This window comes from Methylocystis sp. Se48, assembly GCF_056269425.1.
In genome coordinates this window covers 599,029-616,038 of sequence record NZ_CM149850.1, presented here as the reverse complement: position 1 = coordinate 616,038, position 17,010 = coordinate 599,029, and the positions used below count along the sequence as shown (strand labels likewise).

General features: G+C 65.4%; 11 protein-coding genes. 10 read left to right on the top strand and 1 reads right to left on the bottom strand.

Annotation, left to right across the window (positions count from 1 at the left end; translation table 11 throughout):
* Positions 1–221: 221 nt before the first annotated feature.
* From ACV959_RS02950 to ACV959_RS02915, 8 genes are all read left to right on the top strand, one after another.
* Positions 222–1,529 carry a CmpA/NrtA family ABC transporter substrate-binding protein gene (locus ACV959_RS02950; protein ID WP_475738436.1) on the top strand — a complete coding sequence of 436 codons (1,308 nt, stop codon included), beginning with the start codon at positions 222–224 and terminating at the stop codon, positions 1,527–1,529.
* A 14-nt stretch (positions 1,530–1,543) separates the two neighbouring features.
* On the top strand, positions 1,544–2,434 hold the full coding sequence (gene ntrB / locus ACV959_RS02945) for a nitrate ABC transporter permease (RefSeq protein WP_475738435.1): 891 nt from the start codon (positions 1,544–1,546) through the stop codon (positions 2,432–2,434).
* A gap of 11 nt (positions 2,435–2,445) precedes the next feature.
* Positions 2,446–3,240 (top strand): ABC transporter ATP-binding protein, encoded by a 795-nt coding sequence (locus ACV959_RS02940; protein ID WP_475738434.1) that lies wholly within the window; start codon positions 2,446–2,448, stop codon positions 3,238–3,240.
* The gene (locus tag ACV959_RS02935; RefSeq protein WP_475738433.1) at positions 3,209–4,465 is read left to right on the top strand and encodes an NAD(P)/FAD-dependent oxidoreductase; all 1,257 of its coding nucleotides are present in this window, start codon (positions 3,209–3,211) and stop codon (positions 4,463–4,465) included. The genes ACV959_RS02940 and ACV959_RS02935 overlap by 32 nt, the downstream gene beginning before the upstream one ends.
* 1 nt (position 4,466) lies before the next feature.
* The gene (locus ACV959_RS02930) at positions 4,467–6,230 is read left to right on the top strand and encodes a NirA family protein (protein WP_475738432.1); all 1,764 of its coding nucleotides are present in this window, start codon (positions 4,467–4,469) and stop codon (positions 6,228–6,230) included.
* Positions 6,227–7,822: a sulfite reductase subunit alpha gene (locus ACV959_RS02925; RefSeq protein ID WP_475738431.1), complete on the top strand. Its 1,596-nt coding sequence runs from the start codon at positions 6,227–6,229 to the stop codon at positions 7,820–7,822. Before ACV959_RS02930 ends, ACV959_RS02925 begins: the two co-directional genes overlap by 4 nt.
* 8 nt (positions 7,823–7,830) lie before the next feature.
* Positions 7,831–10,539 (top strand): nitrate reductase, encoded by a 2,709-nt coding sequence (locus ACV959_RS02920; protein ID WP_475738430.1) that lies wholly within the window; start codon positions 7,831–7,833, stop codon positions 10,537–10,539.
* Positions 10,540–10,724: 185 nt separating this feature from the next.
* Positions 10,725–11,674, top strand: a protein-coding gene (locus tag ACV959_RS02915) for an IS630 family transposase (protein ID WP_475737613.1) whose coding sequence is annotated in 2 segments (ribosomal slippage) — positions 10,725–11,066 and positions 11,069–11,674 — 948 coding nt in all. Because the reading frame shifts where the segments join, the coding sequence is not laid out codon by codon here.
* A gap of 12 nt (positions 11,675–11,686) precedes the next feature.
* Here the strand turns inward: ACV959_RS02915 and ACV959_RS02910 are convergent.
* Positions 11,687–13,204, bottom strand: coding sequence for a rhomboid family intramembrane serine protease (locus tag ACV959_RS02910; RefSeq protein ID WP_475738429.1), 1,518 nt, complete (start codon positions 13,202–13,204; stop codon positions 11,687–11,689).
* A gap of 105 nt (positions 13,205–13,309) precedes the next feature.
* On the opposite strand from ACV959_RS02910, the gene ACV959_RS02905 reads away from it, so the two are divergent.
* Positions 13,310–14,308 carry an OmpA family protein gene (locus tag ACV959_RS02905; protein ID WP_475738428.1) on the top strand — a complete coding sequence of 333 codons (999 nt, stop codon included), beginning with the start codon at positions 13,310–13,312 and terminating at the stop codon, positions 14,306–14,308.
* Positions 14,309–14,549: 241 nt separating this feature from the next.
* Positions 14,550–16,988, top strand: coding sequence for a glycogen/starch/alpha-glucan phosphorylase (locus ACV959_RS02900; RefSeq protein WP_475739576.1), 2,439 nt, complete (start codon positions 14,550–14,552; stop codon positions 16,986–16,988).
* The last annotated feature ends 22 nt before the right edge of the window (positions 16,989–17,010 follow it).

Here is a 17,010-nt window from a genome sequence, read left to right as displayed (position 1 = left end):
CTAATTCCCAAGTTACTGCACGCCAATGATCTAGAGGGGTAGCGCGCATCTGGCGCCAGCCTTGCAAAGAAGTTAGTGAACGCGCCTTCTCCCGGCGCAGGATCCAAAGAAGGATCCATGCAGCAACGCCGCTGTTCCGAACCGTCCGCTCGCGGACCGGTCCGGACAGCGGCTTTTTTTGTCGCTCGCGGCCAGCGTCGTGAGAATAAGAGAGGACAACGATGGTGAAGACCACCGGCGCATTCGCGCCATTTCGATCGGGCCTCGACCGGCGAAGCGTGCTGACGGGCGCGGCGGCGACCTTCGGCGCGGCCGGGCTGCCCCGGGGCGTCTTCGCGGAAGGCGCTGGGCCGGAAACGTCAAGAGTCATCCTCGGCTATATCGCGCTCACGGATTCGGCGCCTTTGATCATCGCCAAGGAAAAAGGCCTCTTCGCCAAATATGGCATGCCGGACGTCGAGGTCGTCAAGCAAGCGTCATGGGGCGCGCTGCGCGACAATCTCGTCCTCGGCGGGGCCAGCAACGGCATTGACGGCGCCCATATTCTCACGCCGATGTCCTATCTCATTTCGACGGGGAAAGTGACGCAGAACAACGCGCCCACGCCGATCTACAATCTCGCGCGCCTCAATCTCGATTGTCAGGGCATTTCCGTCTCGAACGAATACAAGGATCTCAAAGCGGATGTAAAAGCCGACGCGCTGAAAGCCGTCTTCGCCAGGAAGAGAGCCGAAGGCAAGGAGGTCAAGGTCGCTGTCACCTTCCCGGGCGGCACCCATGATCTCTGGATGCGCTATTGGCTCGCCGCCGCCGGCATCGATCCCGACCGGGATGTGTCGATCATTGTGGTTCCGCCGCCGCAAATGGTCGCCAATATGAAAGTCGGGACCATGGACGCCCTTTGCGTCGGCGAACCCTGGAACGCGCAACTCGTCAATCAGGGCATCGGCTATACGGCCTGCACGACCGGCGAACTCTGGACGAGGCACCCGGAGAAATCCCTGGGAATGCGCGCTGAATGGGTGGACAGGAATCCCAGAGCGGCACGCTCGCTCATCGCAGCGGTGATCGAGGCGCAGCAATGGTGCGATAAAGCCGAAAACAAGGCCGAACTCTCCGAAATCGTCGGCCGCCGGCAATGGTTCAACGTCCCGGCGTCAGACATCGCGGGCCGCATCAAAGGCGACATCGACTACGGGAACGGGCGCGTCGTCAAGGGCACGAAATTTGGCATGAAATTCTGGCGCGACAACGCTTCTTATCCCTTCAAGAGCCACGACGCCTGGTTCGTCACCGAAGACATGCGCTGGGGCAGATTCGATCCGAAGACCGACGTCAAGGGGCTCGTCGACAAGGTCAATCGCGAGGACGTTTGGCGCGAGGCGGCGAAAGTCGCCGGGGTCCCGGGGAAGGAAATTCCTGCGTCGACGTCGCGCGGGAAGGAAAGTTTCTTCGACGGCAAGGTCTTCGATCCGGAAAAGCCGCTCGATTACCTCAAGAGCCAGGCCATCAAGCGCGCTGAAGTTTGAAGGACGAGAACAAAATGACGATGCCCATTTCCAAATGCGACCGCTCGGCCGATCTTTACGACACGGAAATCGAGGAGGCGCATCGACGCCGACGCACGCCGTTGTTGATCAAATACAACGCTCGTATTCGAGGTTTCTTCGCGGCCCTACTTCCGCCCCTCTTCACGATGGCGCTTTTTCTGCTCATCTGGCAACTTCTGTGCATCGGTCCGACCTCCGCCCTGCCATCGCCGCTACGCGTCTGGAGCGAAGCCCAAGATCTCATCCTACATCCCTTTTACGAAGCCGGATCGCAGGATATGGGGCTCGGCTGGCGCGTGCTGACGTCATTGAAGCGCGTTGCGGTCGGCTTCGGATTCGCGAGCGTCGCCGGAATTTTGCTTGGCGCCCTGGTCGGTCAATCGCAGTGGGCGATGCGCGGACTCGATCCTGTTTTCCAGGTGCTTCGCACCGTGCCGCCCCTTGCCTGGCTGCCCATCTCGCTTGCCGCATTTCGCGACAGCCAGCCTTCGGCGATCTTCGTGATCTTCATCACCTCGATATGGCCGATCATCATCAACACGGCGGCCGGCATTCGCAACATTCCTCAAGACTATCGAAACGTCGCGGCGGTGCTTCAGCTGAACCAGTTCGCATTCTTCTCGAAAATCATGATCCCTGCCGCCGCGCCCTACATTTTCACGGGCCTGCGCATCGGCGTGGGCCTATCCTGGCTCGCGATCGTTGCGGCGGAGATGCTCACGGGCGGCGTCGGCATCGGATTCTTCATCTGGGATGCGTGGAATTCGTCGCGCCTTTCCGACATCTTCGTCGCGCTGATCTATATCGGCCTCACCGGCTTCGTGCTCGACCGCGCGGTCGCATTCGTCGGCCGCCTGGCGACGCGCGGCGTTCGGGCGAACTGAGGAGAAGCAGGATGAGCAGCTATCTCAGCATCGAAAATGTCGAAAAAGTATTTACGCGAGGATCGACCGTCGCCAAGGTTCTCGACAATATCTGTCTGAAGGTCGAGAGGGGACAGTTCGTCTCGATCATTGGGCATTCGGGTTGCGGCAAGTCGACCCTGCTCAACATTGTCGCCGGTTTGACCAAGGCGACGCGCGGCGGCGTGTTGCTCGAAGAGCGGGAGGTGAATTCGCCCGGCCCGGATCGCGCGGTCGTCTTTCAGAATCACTCGTTGCTGCCCTGGCTGTCGGCTTATGAGAACGTCCGCCTCGCCGTCGACCAGGTCTTCGGAAAAACGGCGACGCGCGCCAAGCGGCATGAATGGACGATGCACAATCTGGAGCTCGTCCAGATGGCGCATGCGCGGGACAAGCGGCCCGGCGAAATTTCTGGCGGGATGAAGCAACGCGTGGGCATCGCCCGCGCGCTCGCGATGCAGCCAAAGGTGCTGCTGCTCGACGAGCCGTTCGGCGCGCTCGATGCGCTGACTCGCGCCCATCTTCAGGATCAGGTGATGGCGCTTCAGGAGCGTCTCGGCAACACGGTCATGATGATTACCCACGACGTCGATGAGGCGGTTCTGCTGTCGGACCGCATCGTGATGATGACGAACGGCCCACAGGCGACGATCGGGGAGGTTCTCGACGTGCCGCTGCCCCGTCCCCGCCACCGCATCGCCCTTGCGGCCGACCCGATCTATCTCGACCTGCGCCAGCGCGTTCTTCAATTTCTTCATGAGCGTCATCGTTATGTCGAAGCTGCGTGAGGAACAGGCGATGAAAAGGGAACGCCTCGTCATCGTCGGCGCCGGAATGGCGGCGACGCGGCTCATCGAGGATCTTCTGGAGTTGGCCCCCGGCCGTTACGCGATCACGCTTGTCGGAGAGGAGCGGACGCTCCCCTATAATCGCGTGATGCTGTCATCCGTGCTCGCGAAAGAAGCGTCGCTCGACGATGTGGCGCTCCGGCCGGCGCAATGGTGGGCTGATGGCGGCGTGACGCGCATCGCCGGCCGGAAAGCGGTGCGCATCGAGCGCGGCGTGCGGCGTGTCGTTCTCGACGACGACAAAACGATCTCCTATTCCAAACTCGTGCTCGCCACCGGGTCGCGCGCCGCGCGCCTTCCTGTCGAAGGTGGCGATCTTCCCGGCGTCCATGCGTTTCGGGATATCGACGACGCACGGACGCTCGCCGCGCTCGGCGGTGAACAGCGCCGCGTCGTGACGATCGGCGGCGGTCTTCTTGGGCTCGAAGCGGCCTATGGTCTCGCGAAACTTGGCGCAAGATCGACACTGCTGCATGTCGTCGACCGATTGATGGAACGCCAGCTCGACGGGCAGGGCGCGGCGCTGTTGCGGCGACTCGTCGAGGAAACCGGGGTGCGCGTGCGGCTGGGAATGCAGACACGTCGCATCGTCGGCCGCGAGCGGGTCGAGGGCGTCGAATGCGCCGATGGCGAGATCGTTCCGGCCGACGCCGTCGTTTTCGCAGTGGGCGTTCAGCCGAATTCCGAGCTTGCCGCCGAGGCTGGCCTTGCAGTCGGTCGCGGCGTCATCGTCGACGATGGCCTGGCGTCGAGCGATCCGCGCATCTTCGCGATCGGCGAATGCGCCGAACATCGCGGCCGATGCTTCGGGCTCGTCGCGCCAGCCTATGAGCAGGCGCTCGTGCTGGCGAAACGCCTCGCGGGCTTTGAGGCCGCATATGAAGGCAGCATCGTCTCGACCCATCTGAAAGTGTCCGGCGTCCGCGTCTTTTCCGCGGGCGACTTTCTCGGCGGCCCGGCGTCGGCGCACATCGTCTGCAGCGACCCGCGCATGGGCGTCTACCGCAAGCTGGTGATCGAAAGCGACCGGCTGACGGGCGTCATTCTGATCGGCGACACGACCGGCGCGAAGGATTATCTCGAACTCATCCGGACCGGCGCAAACGTCTGCGCCATACGCAGCGAGTTGATGTTCGGCTTCGCCGGTTTGAAGGAGGCGGCCTGACATGTCCGCTGAATTCACGCTCGATCAGAAGCGATATCTTGAAGGCTTCGCGGCTGGCCTTTCTGCGCGTGCGCCGAGGCGCACGGCGGCTCCGGCGAAGCCCATGGGTCCGGACGCGGCGCATGTGGAGGCGCAGGATCGGATGATCGCGAGCGGCGGCAAGCTCGTCGATCAGGAAAAATGGAAACGCGACGAACATCCTTTCGACGCCTATGCGCGTCTCGTCGCGCAGGCGAAGGAGAATGCGCCGCCCAAGCCGGCTGATAATTTCCGCTGGCGCTACTATGGTCTCTTCTATGTCGCGCCCGCGCAGAACGCCTATATGCTGCGCTTGCGCATTCCCAACGGCGTTCTCAATCACTGGCAATTCGCAGGTCTCGCCGACCTCGCGGCGACCTTCGGCGGCGGCTATCTGCATATCACGACGCGGGCGAATGTTCAGATACGAGAAATCGAACCGAAGCACGCGGTCGATATCGTGGAGGCGGTGCAGGATCTCGGCCTTTGGAGCAAGGGCGCCGGCGCCGACAACATTCGCAACGTCACCGGGACGCCGACCGCCGGCGTCGACCCGCAAGAGATCATCGACACGCGCCCCTATGCGCGGGCCATGCATCACCACATCCTCTCGGACCGCTCTCTTTACGGCCTGCCGCGCAAGTTCAACATCGCTTTCGACGGCGCCGGCTTGATCGGCGCGCTGGAGGATACGAACGACATCGGCTTTCAGGCCGTCGAGGTTGGCGAAGGACACGGGGTCGAGGCGGGCGTCTATTTCCGCCTCGCGCTCGGCGGGATCACCGGACACAAGGATTTCGCGCGCGACACCGGCGTCATCGTCGCGCCGCATGAGGCGGTGGAGGTCGCGGACGGCGTTCTGCGCGTCTTCATCGGCCACGCAGATCGGACGAACCGCGCGAGGGCGCGACTGAAATATTTGCTCGACTCCTGGGGATTCGAGAAGTTCCTCGGCGCCGTCGAGGAAAGGATCGGCCGCAAGCTGCTGCGCGCGCCCGCGAAGGCGATTGCGCCGCGCCCGCGTCAGGATCGGCGCGCCCATATCGGCGTGCATCGCCAAAAGCAGGCGGGACTGAACTGGATCGGCGTCGCGCTGCCTGTTGGCCGCCTGACGTCCGAGCAGACGCGCGGACTCGCCGACATCGCGCGCCAATTCGGCGACGGCGGGCTGCGGCTCACCGTCTGGCAGAACGTTCTCCTGACGGGCGTAGCGGATGAACGATTGCCGGCGGCGCTCGCAGCCATTGAGGCGCTGGGCCTTGCAACGCAGGCCTCGCCGATCCGCGCCGGCCTCGTCGCCTGCACGGGCGCCTTCGGCTGTCGCTTCGCCGCCGCCTACACGAAGCGCCATGCGGCGCAGATCGTCGACTATTGCGAGACGGCCGCGCCGATGGACACGCCAATCAATATTCATCTCACCGGCTGCCATCATTCCTGCGCGCAGCATTACATCGGCGACATCGGCCTCATCGGCGCCCGCGTCCCGATCAATGACGAGGGCGACAGCGTCGAGGGCTATCACATTTTCGTCGGCGGTGGATTTGGCGAAGACGCCGCGATCGCGCGCGAGCTCTTCCAAAATGTCGCGGCGACGCAGGCGCCACGCGTCGTCGCTGCAATTGTGAACGCCTATCGCCTTCATCGACTCGACGCGGCGGAAACATTCGTCGATTTCGCGCGGCGAAACGACATCGAGACGATCCGTCGTCTCGTCCAAGCGGAGATCGCGCCGGAGACCTGCTCATGAATCACGCCACGCCGCCGCAAAGCCTCATTCCCGCATCGGCGCCCTTCTCGGAAGAGCAGCGGGCATGGCTCAATGGTTTCTTCGCCGCCTGTCTCGTCTCCGAGAACGCCGCTGTGACGCCGCTGCCGCCCGAGGCTGGCGCGGCGTTGCTCGCGCCAACGGGCGAAGCGGACGACGGCGACGCGCCGTGGCATGACCAGACGCTCGCGCTGGAGGCGCGCATGGCGCTCGCCGAGGGACGGCCGCTGCGCCGGCGCATGATGGCGGCGATGGCGCAACAGGACTGCGGCCAATGCGGCTATACTTGCGAGACCTACGCCGACGCGCTCGCCACGCGCAAGGAGGCGCGACTCAATCTCTGCGCGCCCGGCGGCAAGGAGACGGCGCGCATGCTGAAGGCGCTCGCAGGCGAAGTCGAGAGCGTCGCCTCCGCGCCCGCTGCGACGGCGCAGGCGCCGACCGTTACGGATGGAACGCGAGAGACCCATTCTCGCGACAATCCGGCGGCGGTCGCTTTCCTGTCGCGCCGCCGTCTCAACACGGAAGGTTCCGAAAAAGACACCTGGCACATCGAATTCGATCTCTCGGGAAGCGGCCTCGACTATCGGCCGGGCGACAGCTTCGGCGTCTTCGTGAAAAATGATCTCGGTCTCGTGGACCAGATCATCGCCATGCTCGGCGCGTCGCATCTGACGCTGGTGAAAGGCAAGACGCTGCGCGACGCCTTGCAGAACGACGCGTCTCTGTCGCCGGCGCCCGACGCGCTGTTCGAACTCATCTCTTTCATCTCCGGCGGAGCCGTGCGCGAAAAGGCGCGGCGTCTTGCGCAGGGAGAGGATCCGGACGGAGACGCGGCGACGCTCGACGTGCTGGCCGCGCTTCAAAAATTCCCGAACGCCCGGCCGCATCCAGAGGCTTTCATCGAAGCGCTGGAACCCTTGCAGCCGCGGCTCTATTCCATTTCCTCGTCTCCAAACGCCGCGCCTGGGCGGCTCTCGCTAACCGTTGACGCCGTTCGCTATGTCGTCGGCAAACGCAAGCGGCTCGGCGTCGCCTCGACATTTCTCGCCGAGCGCCTCGCGCCCGGCGAGACGCTCCGCGCCTTTGTGCAGCCCGCGCATGGTTTCGCGCTGCCGGAAGACCCCTCGAAGCCGATCATCATGGTGGGGCCGGGCACGGGCGTCGCCCCGTTCCGCGCCTTTTTGCAGGAGCGCGAAGCGATTGGCGCGACGGGCCGCAACTGGCTGTTCTTCGGCCATCAACGGTCGGCCTGTGATTTCTTCTACGCAGAGGAGTTCGAAACGATGAAGGCGACGGGCTTGCTGACGCGGCTGTCGCTCGCCTGGTCGCGCGACGGCGACGAGAAATTCTACGTGCAGGACCGCATGCGCCAGTCGGGCCGGGAATTATGGGCGTGGCTCGCCGAGGGCGCACATTTCTATGTTTGCGGGGACGCCAAGCGGATGGCCCGGGACGTTGAACGCGCGCTCGTCGACGTCGTCGCGGAATACGGCGCCCGCAGCGTGGACGAAGCGATCGCTTTTGTCTCGGCGCTCAAGAAATCCGGGCGGTATCAGCAAGACGTTTATTGAGAAATCAGATGCTCGACGAAATGGCGACGACCTTCGTGGACGATGCGCAGACAGCAGAGGCGCCGGAAGGCGCGACGGCGACGCGCACGACCTGCCCTTATTGCGGGGTGGGCTGCGGCGTTCTGGCGTCTCGCGACGCAAATGGCGTTCGTATCGCGGGCGACCCGGAGCATCCGGCGAACTTCGGGCGCCTGTGCTCGAAAGGCTCCGCGCTCGGCGAAACGATCGGGCTCGACGGGCGGCTGCTCTATCCGATGGCGCGTCGGGCGGACGGGATCTTCGAGCGCGTTTCCTGGGAGTCCGCGATCGACACGACGGCGCGGGAATTCCGCCGGATCATCGAAAAGGACGGACCCGACGCGGTTGCCATCTATCTTTCCGGTCAGTTGCTGACAGAAGATTATTATGTCGCCAACAAGCTGATGAAGGGATTTATCGGCTCCGCCAATGTCGACACAAATTCCCGCCTGTGCATGGCGTCGACGGTCGCGGGACAAAAGCGCGCATTCGGCGCCGATACCGTGCCCGGCTGTTACGAAGATCTCGACATCGCCGATGTCATCGTTCTCGTCGGCTCGAACGCCGCCTGGTGTCATCCAGTCCTCTTCCAGCGCATCATGCGCAACAAGGAAAAGCGCGGCGCCGAGGTCGTCGTCGTCGATACGCGGCGAACCGCGACGGCGGAGAGCGCGGATCTCTTCCTTCAGATCGCGCCCGGAACGGACCAGGCGCTGTTCAGCGGTCTGCTCGTTTATCTGGCGCGCGCCGCCGCCGTCGATCGCGACTATGTCGACCGCTTCACGAGCGGGTTCGAGGCGGCATTGAAAGCAGCGACCGAAATGACGCCGAACATTGCGGCGACGGCGGCGCTGACGAGCCTGCGCGAGTCCGACGTCGGCCGATTTTTCGATCTCTTCGCGTCCACCGAGCGGGTCGTGACAGCCTTTTCGCAGGGCGTCAATCAATCGGCGCAAGGGTCGGACAAGGTCAACGCCATCATCAACTGCCACCTTGCGACGGGCCGGATCGGCAAGCCGGGCGCGTCGCCGTTTTCCTTCACGGGACAGCCGAACGCGATGGGCGGACGCGAGGTTGGCGGCCTTGCCAACAGTCTCGCGGCGCATATGGGTTTCGAGCCGGAAAACGTCGATCGCATTCGGCGATTCTGGAACGCTCCGAACATGGCGGAACGCGAGGGCCTGAAAGCCGTCGCCCTGTTCGACGCCATCGACAGCGGGAGGATCAAGGCGCTGTGGGTCGCCGGCACCAATCCCGCCGCCTCGCTGCCCGACGCCGACCGGGCGCGCGCAGCCTTGCGCAAGCTCGAATTCTTCGTCGTGTCGGACAATATGCGCTCGACCGACACCATGAACAGCGGCGCGCATCTACTGCTGTCCGCGCAGGCGTGGGGCGAAAAGAGCGGCTCCGTGACGAACTCCGAGCGTCGCATATCGCGCCAGCGTTCCTTCCTGCCGGCGCCCGGAGAGGCGCGGCCGGACTGGGCGATCTTCTCGGCGGCGGCGCAGCGCATGGGATACGCCGGATTCGATTTCCGCTCCGTCGCGGACGTTTTTCGGGAACATGCGGCGCTCTCGGCGTTCGAGAACGGAACGCGCGATTTCGACATCGGCGCCTTGGCGGACTTGACGGACGCCGACTATGAAAATTTGTCCCCGACGCAATGGCCTTGCCCTGCGGGAGAAAAATACGGGCGTGTCCGCCTTTTCGGCGAGGGAGGGTTTTTCACGCCCGACCGGCGCGCGAAATTCATCGTCCCCGCGCGACCTTCGCTGGCGACGCGCGCCTCGACGGCGTTTCCGCTGCGGCTGAACACGGGGCGCGTCAGAGACCAGTGGCACACGATGACCCGCACGGGCGCGAGCCCGCGTCTGGCGCGCCATCAGCCAGAACCCTTCGTCGACATCAACCCCGCGGACGCCGCCGATATAGGCGTCGAGGATGGGGGCTTCGCGCGCGTCCATACGCAATGGGGCGGCTGCGTGTTGCGCGCGCATGTGACCAACTCTCAGCCGAGGGGACAGATCTTCGCGCCCATTCACTGGACCGACGAAACCGCCGCGCAGGCGCGCGTCGGCGCGCTGGTCGCGCCTTTCGTCGATCCGCTGTCGGGCCAGCCGGAATCGAAATCGACTCCAGCCGCCGTGACGCCGCGGGTTTATGCGAGGGAGGGCTTTTTGCTGTCGAGAAAGCCCCTCGCGCCGCCGCGCGGAGAATGGTGGGCGCGCGTGGCGCTGGACGGCGCGACCGGCTATCGCATCGCGAGCGACGCAAGTGACGAGGAATGGCTTGAATTCCTGCGGCGGGAAAGCTCGGGCGACGATGTGATCGAGTTTCGCGACGAGACCCATGGCGCGCTTCGGGCGGCGGCCTTCGCGGACGGGCGCCCAGAACTCCTGTTGTCCCTCGGCCAAGCCCCCGAGACCTGGGAATCCGCGCTCGGCTTGTTTGCAAGAGAGAGGCTCGACGGCCCGCAGCGCCTTGCGCTCGTCTCGGGGCGCGCGGCGGCGGGCGCGCAAGACGGCGGCCCTGTAGTGTGCGCCTGTTTCGGCGTCGGCGCGAAAAAGATCGAGGCGGCCATCCGCGGCGGATGCCGCACCGCGGGCGCGATCGGCGAACGTCTGAAAGCCGGCACGAATTGCGGCTCCTGCCTGCCGGAGATCAGGCGGATGATTTCGGCGCAAACCCGAACCGCGTGACTTTCCCTTGCAAAAAAACTCTCGTTTTGATGCGGGTTTCAACCTCGCGCGCGCCGGCCATCCGAGATTTTCAAGCGGACTCCCGGCTCGGCTAGAGCGGTTTCTTGTCTGAATGAATCGAGAGGGATTCCCGAATCGTCTCTGGTCTGATTCAAACTGTCTGCTGGCGAAGGAGGCTGGCAGGCATGTCGAAGAAGACCCTTTCGCTTGATCTTCGGGAACGCGTGGTGGCCGCTGTTTCTGGCGGCATGTCTCGGCGGCAGGCGGCGGAACGTTTCGGCGTCTCCGCGTCCAGCGCGGTCCGATGGTGTCAACGGCAGAACGAGACCGGCAGTCCGGCCTCCTACAAGCGCGGCGGGGATCGCTGGTCGGCGCGCATCGACGCGCACAAGAGCCTGATCCTCTCGCTTATCGAGGAGACGTGCGACATCACGCTGAAGGAACTCTCCGCGCAGCTTGCCGAGCGAGGCCACAGCTTCAGCATCGGCGCGCTGTGGCGCTTCTTCGCCCGCCACAACATTACCTGGAAAAAAAGACCGCCCATGCGAGCGAGCAGGACCGGCCGGACATCCTGAAGCGTCGCCAGGCGTGGTTCGAGAACCAGCTCGATCTCGATCCGGAAAAGCTTGTCTTCATCGACGAGACCTGGGCGAGCACGAACATGGCCCGCAAGAACGGACGCGCGCCGAGAGGCGAAAGGTTGCGCGCCAGCGTTCCGCACGGACACTGGAAAACCACGACCTTCGTTGCCGGACTACGACTCACCGGCCTGACGGCGCCAATGGTTCTCGACGGCCCGATCAACGGCCAATGGTTTCAGGCCTATGTCGACCAGGTGCTCGTCCCGACGCTCTCACCAGGCGACATCGTCGTGATGGATAATCTCGGCAGCCACAAAGGCGCTGGCGTGCGCAAGGCGATCGAAGCCGCCAAAGCGACGCTGCTTTACCTGCCGCCCTATAGCCCCGACTTCAACCCGATCGAAAAGGCCTTCTCAAAGCTCAAGGCGCTTCTGCGCGCGGCCGCCGAACGCAACATCGACGCCTTGTGGAACAGGATCGGAGCCTTGCTCAACGCGTTCACGCCAACCGAATGCGCCAACTTCTTTGCCGCCGCCGGCTATGAGCCGCTTTGAGAGGAAACCGCTCTAACGCGGCGTCGGTTTGATCGCGATCCCCGCGAGAAGCCCGAAGCCGAAGCCCGAGAGATGCGCGGCGAGGCTCGACATGGGCAGCAGGAAATCCGCCGCGATCTGAACCAACATGGCGAGGCCGAGGGCGACGGCGCGGAAGGCGTCGAGGCTCTCGCGATGGCGCAGCCAGTCCTTGACGCGCAGCGCGGCGATGCTTCCGAAAAGCGCGAAAATGGCGCCCGAGGCGCCGACGTAAAGACCATATCCGACTATTCCGGCGGCCATCAGCCCCAGCACGAAAAAGGACGAAAACAGCGCGCCGCCGAGATAGAGCGCAAGGAGGCGCGCGCGGCCGATCTCGAATTCGAGATCGCGTCCGACGAGCGCGAGCATGGCCATGTTCAGCGTGAAATGCAGCGCGCCGTAATGCAGGAAGGCGGCCGTGAGCGCCCGCCATTGCTCCCCGTGCAGCGCGAGCGGCGGCCACAGCGCGCCGAGCGCGATTAGCGTCTCGGCGTTCTGCGAACCGCCGAGCGCCATTTCCGCGACGAACATGACGCCGTTGAGGGCGAGGAGCGCGAGCGTCGCGGGCGGCGGGCGCCAGTCCCGCCCCTGCCGGGCGCTTTCCCGCGCGACCCGCGCCGCCACCGCGTCCGCGATCTCTCTCGCGCGCGGCGAAAGCGGCGCGGGACGCGTCCATTCGCGGGCGAGCTGGCGGCGCGCGGCGCGGGCGGCGGGCGCATCGGCCCCGCTTTCCGCGAGGCGCGCGAAAGCCGCGCGCGCCGCGCCTTCCGCGCCGGCCCGCCGCTCCGCCACGGCGCTCCAATAGGCCGCCGAGTCCGCGTCGAGCCGCAAGAGTCGCCTGGCGATCGCCTCGACGTCGCGCGGCCGCCCGGCGAAAGCGAGGACGAAGAGCCAGGAAAAGACCGTCTGCTCCAGCGGCAGGTCGCGCGCCGAACGCGCATAGTCGCGCAGCATCTCCTCGACCCGCCCCGTCTCACCCAGCGCACGCAGCCGGTAACCGGCGAGCGCGCGGGCGTTCTCCGGGCGGCGCGCGAGGTCGAGCATTCGTTCCCAATCGCCGCGCTCGGCGAGAAGGCGCGCTTCGATCGGCGCTGCGACGGCCGGCGGCGCCGCCCCGGCGAGGGCGGCGAGGGCGCAGGCTTTTTCGTGCGGATCGGGAATGGCGGCCGCCTGAGCGAAAGCAGCCGATAGGCGCATGGCGGGCGTCGGATGCAGCCGGGCGAGGAGCGCTGCATAACGCGCGGCCGCCTCCAGACGCCCGTCGCGCGTCGCGCGCGCCTGTAGCGCGCCGAGAGCCATCGGCGCCGCGACGAAGGGAGCGAAGACGAGCGCGACGAGCGTTCCGGCCAGTTCCGGAAATCGCCAGAAGGCCAAGGCGCCGACGAGGAGCGTCGCCGCATTCGCCAGCGCGAAGGAGAGGAGGTCGCCGCGCCGCTGAACGACGGCAAGCAGCAGGGACAGCCCCGAAAGCGCCATCAGATTGGCGGCGAGCGCCGTCTGAAAATCCATCCGCGCCCCGCCTTTCGCCTGAAGCCGCCCCCGCGCCGGCGCTTGCGATCAGGCGCCCGGCGCCCCATTCTACAGTCGCGGCCGTCGCCCGCGAAGCAGCGTTCCATGCTGGATTTTTACGGTCATCTCTGGGTCTGGCTCCTCGCCTGCCTCGCCGTCGGCGCGGCGACGGGCGCGCTCGCGCGCCGCGCGCCGGCGCGCGCCGGCCCCGCCCGCTGGCTGGTCTGGACCGGGCTCGCCTTTCTGGCCGCCGTCGCATCGCTGGCTTTAGGCGCGGTGCAGGGCGCGGCGGAACTCTATGTGGAAAGCGCCGTCGCCTGTTTTGCGGCCTTCGTCGCGGGCGCCGCGGCCGCCGCGCTCGCCGGTCGGCGTTCGCTCGCCGCGCATGAGGGCTGGGCGCTGGGGCTGCTGCCCGCGGCCCTGTTCTGGTGGGGCGCGGCCTTCGTCGCCCAGCCCGCCTATCAGGCGAAGCTGCAAACGCGGCTCGCGGCGATGGCGCAGGCCGCGGGGGCCGACGCGACCGGCCTGACGCTTTCCGGCCGCGACGTCCTCGCGCCGCCGGCCGTCGCCGCGAACAGGGAGTTGATGGCGCTTATCGCGGGATCGCCCGGCGTGCGGCGCGTCGTCGTCGCGGCGACGCCCCCGCCCGTCCCGAAAGAAACGGCTCCCGAAAAGCGCGAGCCGGCGGCCGCGCCGCCGCAATCCGCGCCGCCGCCTGCGCCGCAGAACGATCCGCGCGCCGTGCTCGACGCGCTGCCCGAGGGGCCGCTCGACGCCGCGGCCTGTCAGCGCGCGCTGGACGCCGTGGCCGCGCTCGAGCCCGTCGTCTTTCGTGAGACGCGAGCCGTCGTGAACCGCCGCGCCGCGCTCGCGCTCGACAAGGCGGCGGAGGTCATTCGACGATGTCCCGACGCGACGACGATCGAGGTGCGCGGACATGGCGACGAAGTCCGCACGGGAGACACGCTCGCCCTCCGCCGCGCGCGCGCGGCCGAGCGTTATTTGCGAAGAGAAGGCGTCGCAGGCCGCCGCCTCACGCCGGTAGACTGCTGCGCGGGCGCCGTTGAGCGGCGCGCGAGCGCAATCGACTTCATTGTGCGGTGAGATTTCGCACTTTCGCAACCATGCGCCTAGACTGCTGAAAATCGAGGCGCCTTCGCGCGGAATCCTTTGCCCCGGAAAGGGCTTTGTTTAGTGTTTCTTATGCGGCGGGACCGCATAGCTATCGTTTCCTGAAACAAGGTTCCGGCTGGTCTTTTTTTCGTCCCGGCGGCGGAGATGCGCCGTCGCAAAAAAGGCGCGCCGGACCCAGTCGACAGCGAGACCCGTCTTGAACGCCATCGACATGACCGACCACGCTCACGCCGCGACCGTCGCCGAACTCAAGGAAGAAGTGCAGCGCCGGCTGACCTACACCGTCGGCAAGGACAATGCGACGGCGAGTCCGCGCGACTGGTTCGTCGCCACGGCGCTCGCGACGCGCGACCGGGTGGTGGGCTCCTGGCTCGCTTCGACGAAGCGCAACTATCGCGAGGACCGGCGGCGCGTTTATTATCTCTCGCTCGAGTTTCTCATCGGCCGGCTTCTCATCGACACGCTGACCAATCTCGGCCTGACCGCCGCCATGCGCGAGGCGCTCGCGGAACTCGGGGTCGACCTCGACAGACTGCGTGAAGTGGAGCCGGATGCGGCGCTCGGCAACGGCGGCCTCGGGCGTCTCGCCGCCTGCTTCATGGACAGCATGGCGACGCTGGAAATCGCCGCCGTCGGCTACGGCATCCGTTACGACCACGGCCTCTTCCGCCAGACGATCAAGGACGGCTGGCAGCACGAATATCCCGAGGACTGGCTGTCCTTCGGGAACGCCTGGCAGTTTCCGCGTCCCGAGATCACCTATGACGTCGGCTTCGGCGGCCATGTCGAGAGCGCGCGGCTGACCGACGGGATGCTGGCCCATGTCTGGCGTCCGGCCGAGACCATCGTCGCCGTCGCCTATGACACGCCGGTTGTCGGCTGGCGCGGCAAGCATGTGAACACGCTGCGCCTGTGGTCCGCGCGCGCGCTCGATCCGCTGCGTCTCGACGCCTTCAACCAGGGCGACCATGTCGGCGCGCTCACTGAACAGGTGCGGGCCGAGGCGATTTCGAAGGTGCTTTACCCGAGCGATTCGACGCCGGCGGGCCAGGAACTGCGTTTGCGGCAGGAATATTTCTTCGTTTCCGCCTCGCTGCAGGATCTCATTCGCCGCCACATGAAGCAGAGCGGCGACGTCCGCAAACTGGCGGACAAAGTCGCGATCCAGCTCAACGACACCCATCCTGCGATCGGCGTCGCGGAGCTGATGCGTCTGCTCGTCGACGTCCACGGGGTCGAATGGAAGGAAGCATGGAAGATCACGCAGGCGACGTTCTCCTACACCAATCACACGCTGCTGCCGGAGGCGCTCGAAACCTGGCCGGTATGGCTGATGGAGAAGCTGTTGCCGCGCCACATGCAGATCATCTATCTCATCAACGCCATGCATCTCGACGGCCTGCGCGAGCAGGGCGTGCATGACGCAGGCGTTTTGTCGTCCGTGTCGCTCATCGACGAGCACAACGGCCGCCATGTGCGCATGGGCCACCTCGCCTTTCTCGGCTCGCACAAGGTCAACGGCGTCTCCGCGCTGCACAGCGAGCTCGTGAAGGAGACGGTGTTCAAGGATTTCCACCGTCTTTATCCCGATCGCATCGTCAACAAGACCAACGGCGTCACCTTCCGCCGCTGGCTCCTCGAGGCTAATCCGCCGCTCTCCCGGCTCCTCGCGGAGAAGATCGGAACGCGGGTTTTCGACGACGCCGAAAGACTCGCCGATCTCGAGCCTTACGCCGACGATCCGACGTTCCAGCAGCGCTTCGCCGCGGCCAAGCGCGAGAACAAGGAAAAACTCGCGGCGCTCATTTTCGAACGCGTGAACGTGAAGGTCGATCCGAACGCGCTCTTCGACGTTCAGATCAAGCGCATCCACGAATACAAGCGTCAGCTTCTCAATGTGCTCGAGGCGGTGGCGCTCTATCTCGACATCAAGTCGCAGCCCTCCCGCGATTTTGTCCCCCGCGTGAAGATTTTCGCGGGCAAGGCGGCGGCGAGCTATCATCAGGCCAAGCTCATCATCAAGCTCGCCAACGACGTCGCGCAGGTCGTGAACGCAGACCCGGCGACGCGCGGCCTGCTGAAGATCGTCTTCCTGCCAAACTACAACGTCAGCCTCGCCGAGACGATCATCCCCGCCGCCGATCTCTCGGAGCAGATTTCGACCGCCGGCATGGAGGCCTCGGGCACCGGCAACATGAAATTCGCGCTGAATGGCGCGCTGACGATCGGAACGCTCGACGGCGCCAACGTCGAGATTCGCGAGCGCGTCGGCGACGACAATATCTTCATTTTCGGCCTCACGGCGGAAGAAGTCGAAAAGAGCCGCGCGGGCGGCATCGACGCGCGCGAGACGATCGCCGCGAGCCCGCGCCTCACGGGGGCGCTGAGCGCGATCGCGAGCGGCATGTTTTCGCCCGACGACCGGCATCGCTACGCCCAGCTCGTCGATACGCTGACCTATTACGACCACTTCCTGATCACGAAGGATTTCGACAGCTATTGCGACGCGCAACGCAAGGTCGACGCCCGCTGGCGAGATCAGAAAGCCTGGCGGCGCGCCTGCATTCTCAATACGTCGCGCGTCGCTTGGTTTTCGTCGGATCGCACGATCCGCGAATATGCGGAGGATATCTGGAAGGTGGAGGCCTGAACGTCCCGCAGGCGTCGACGGG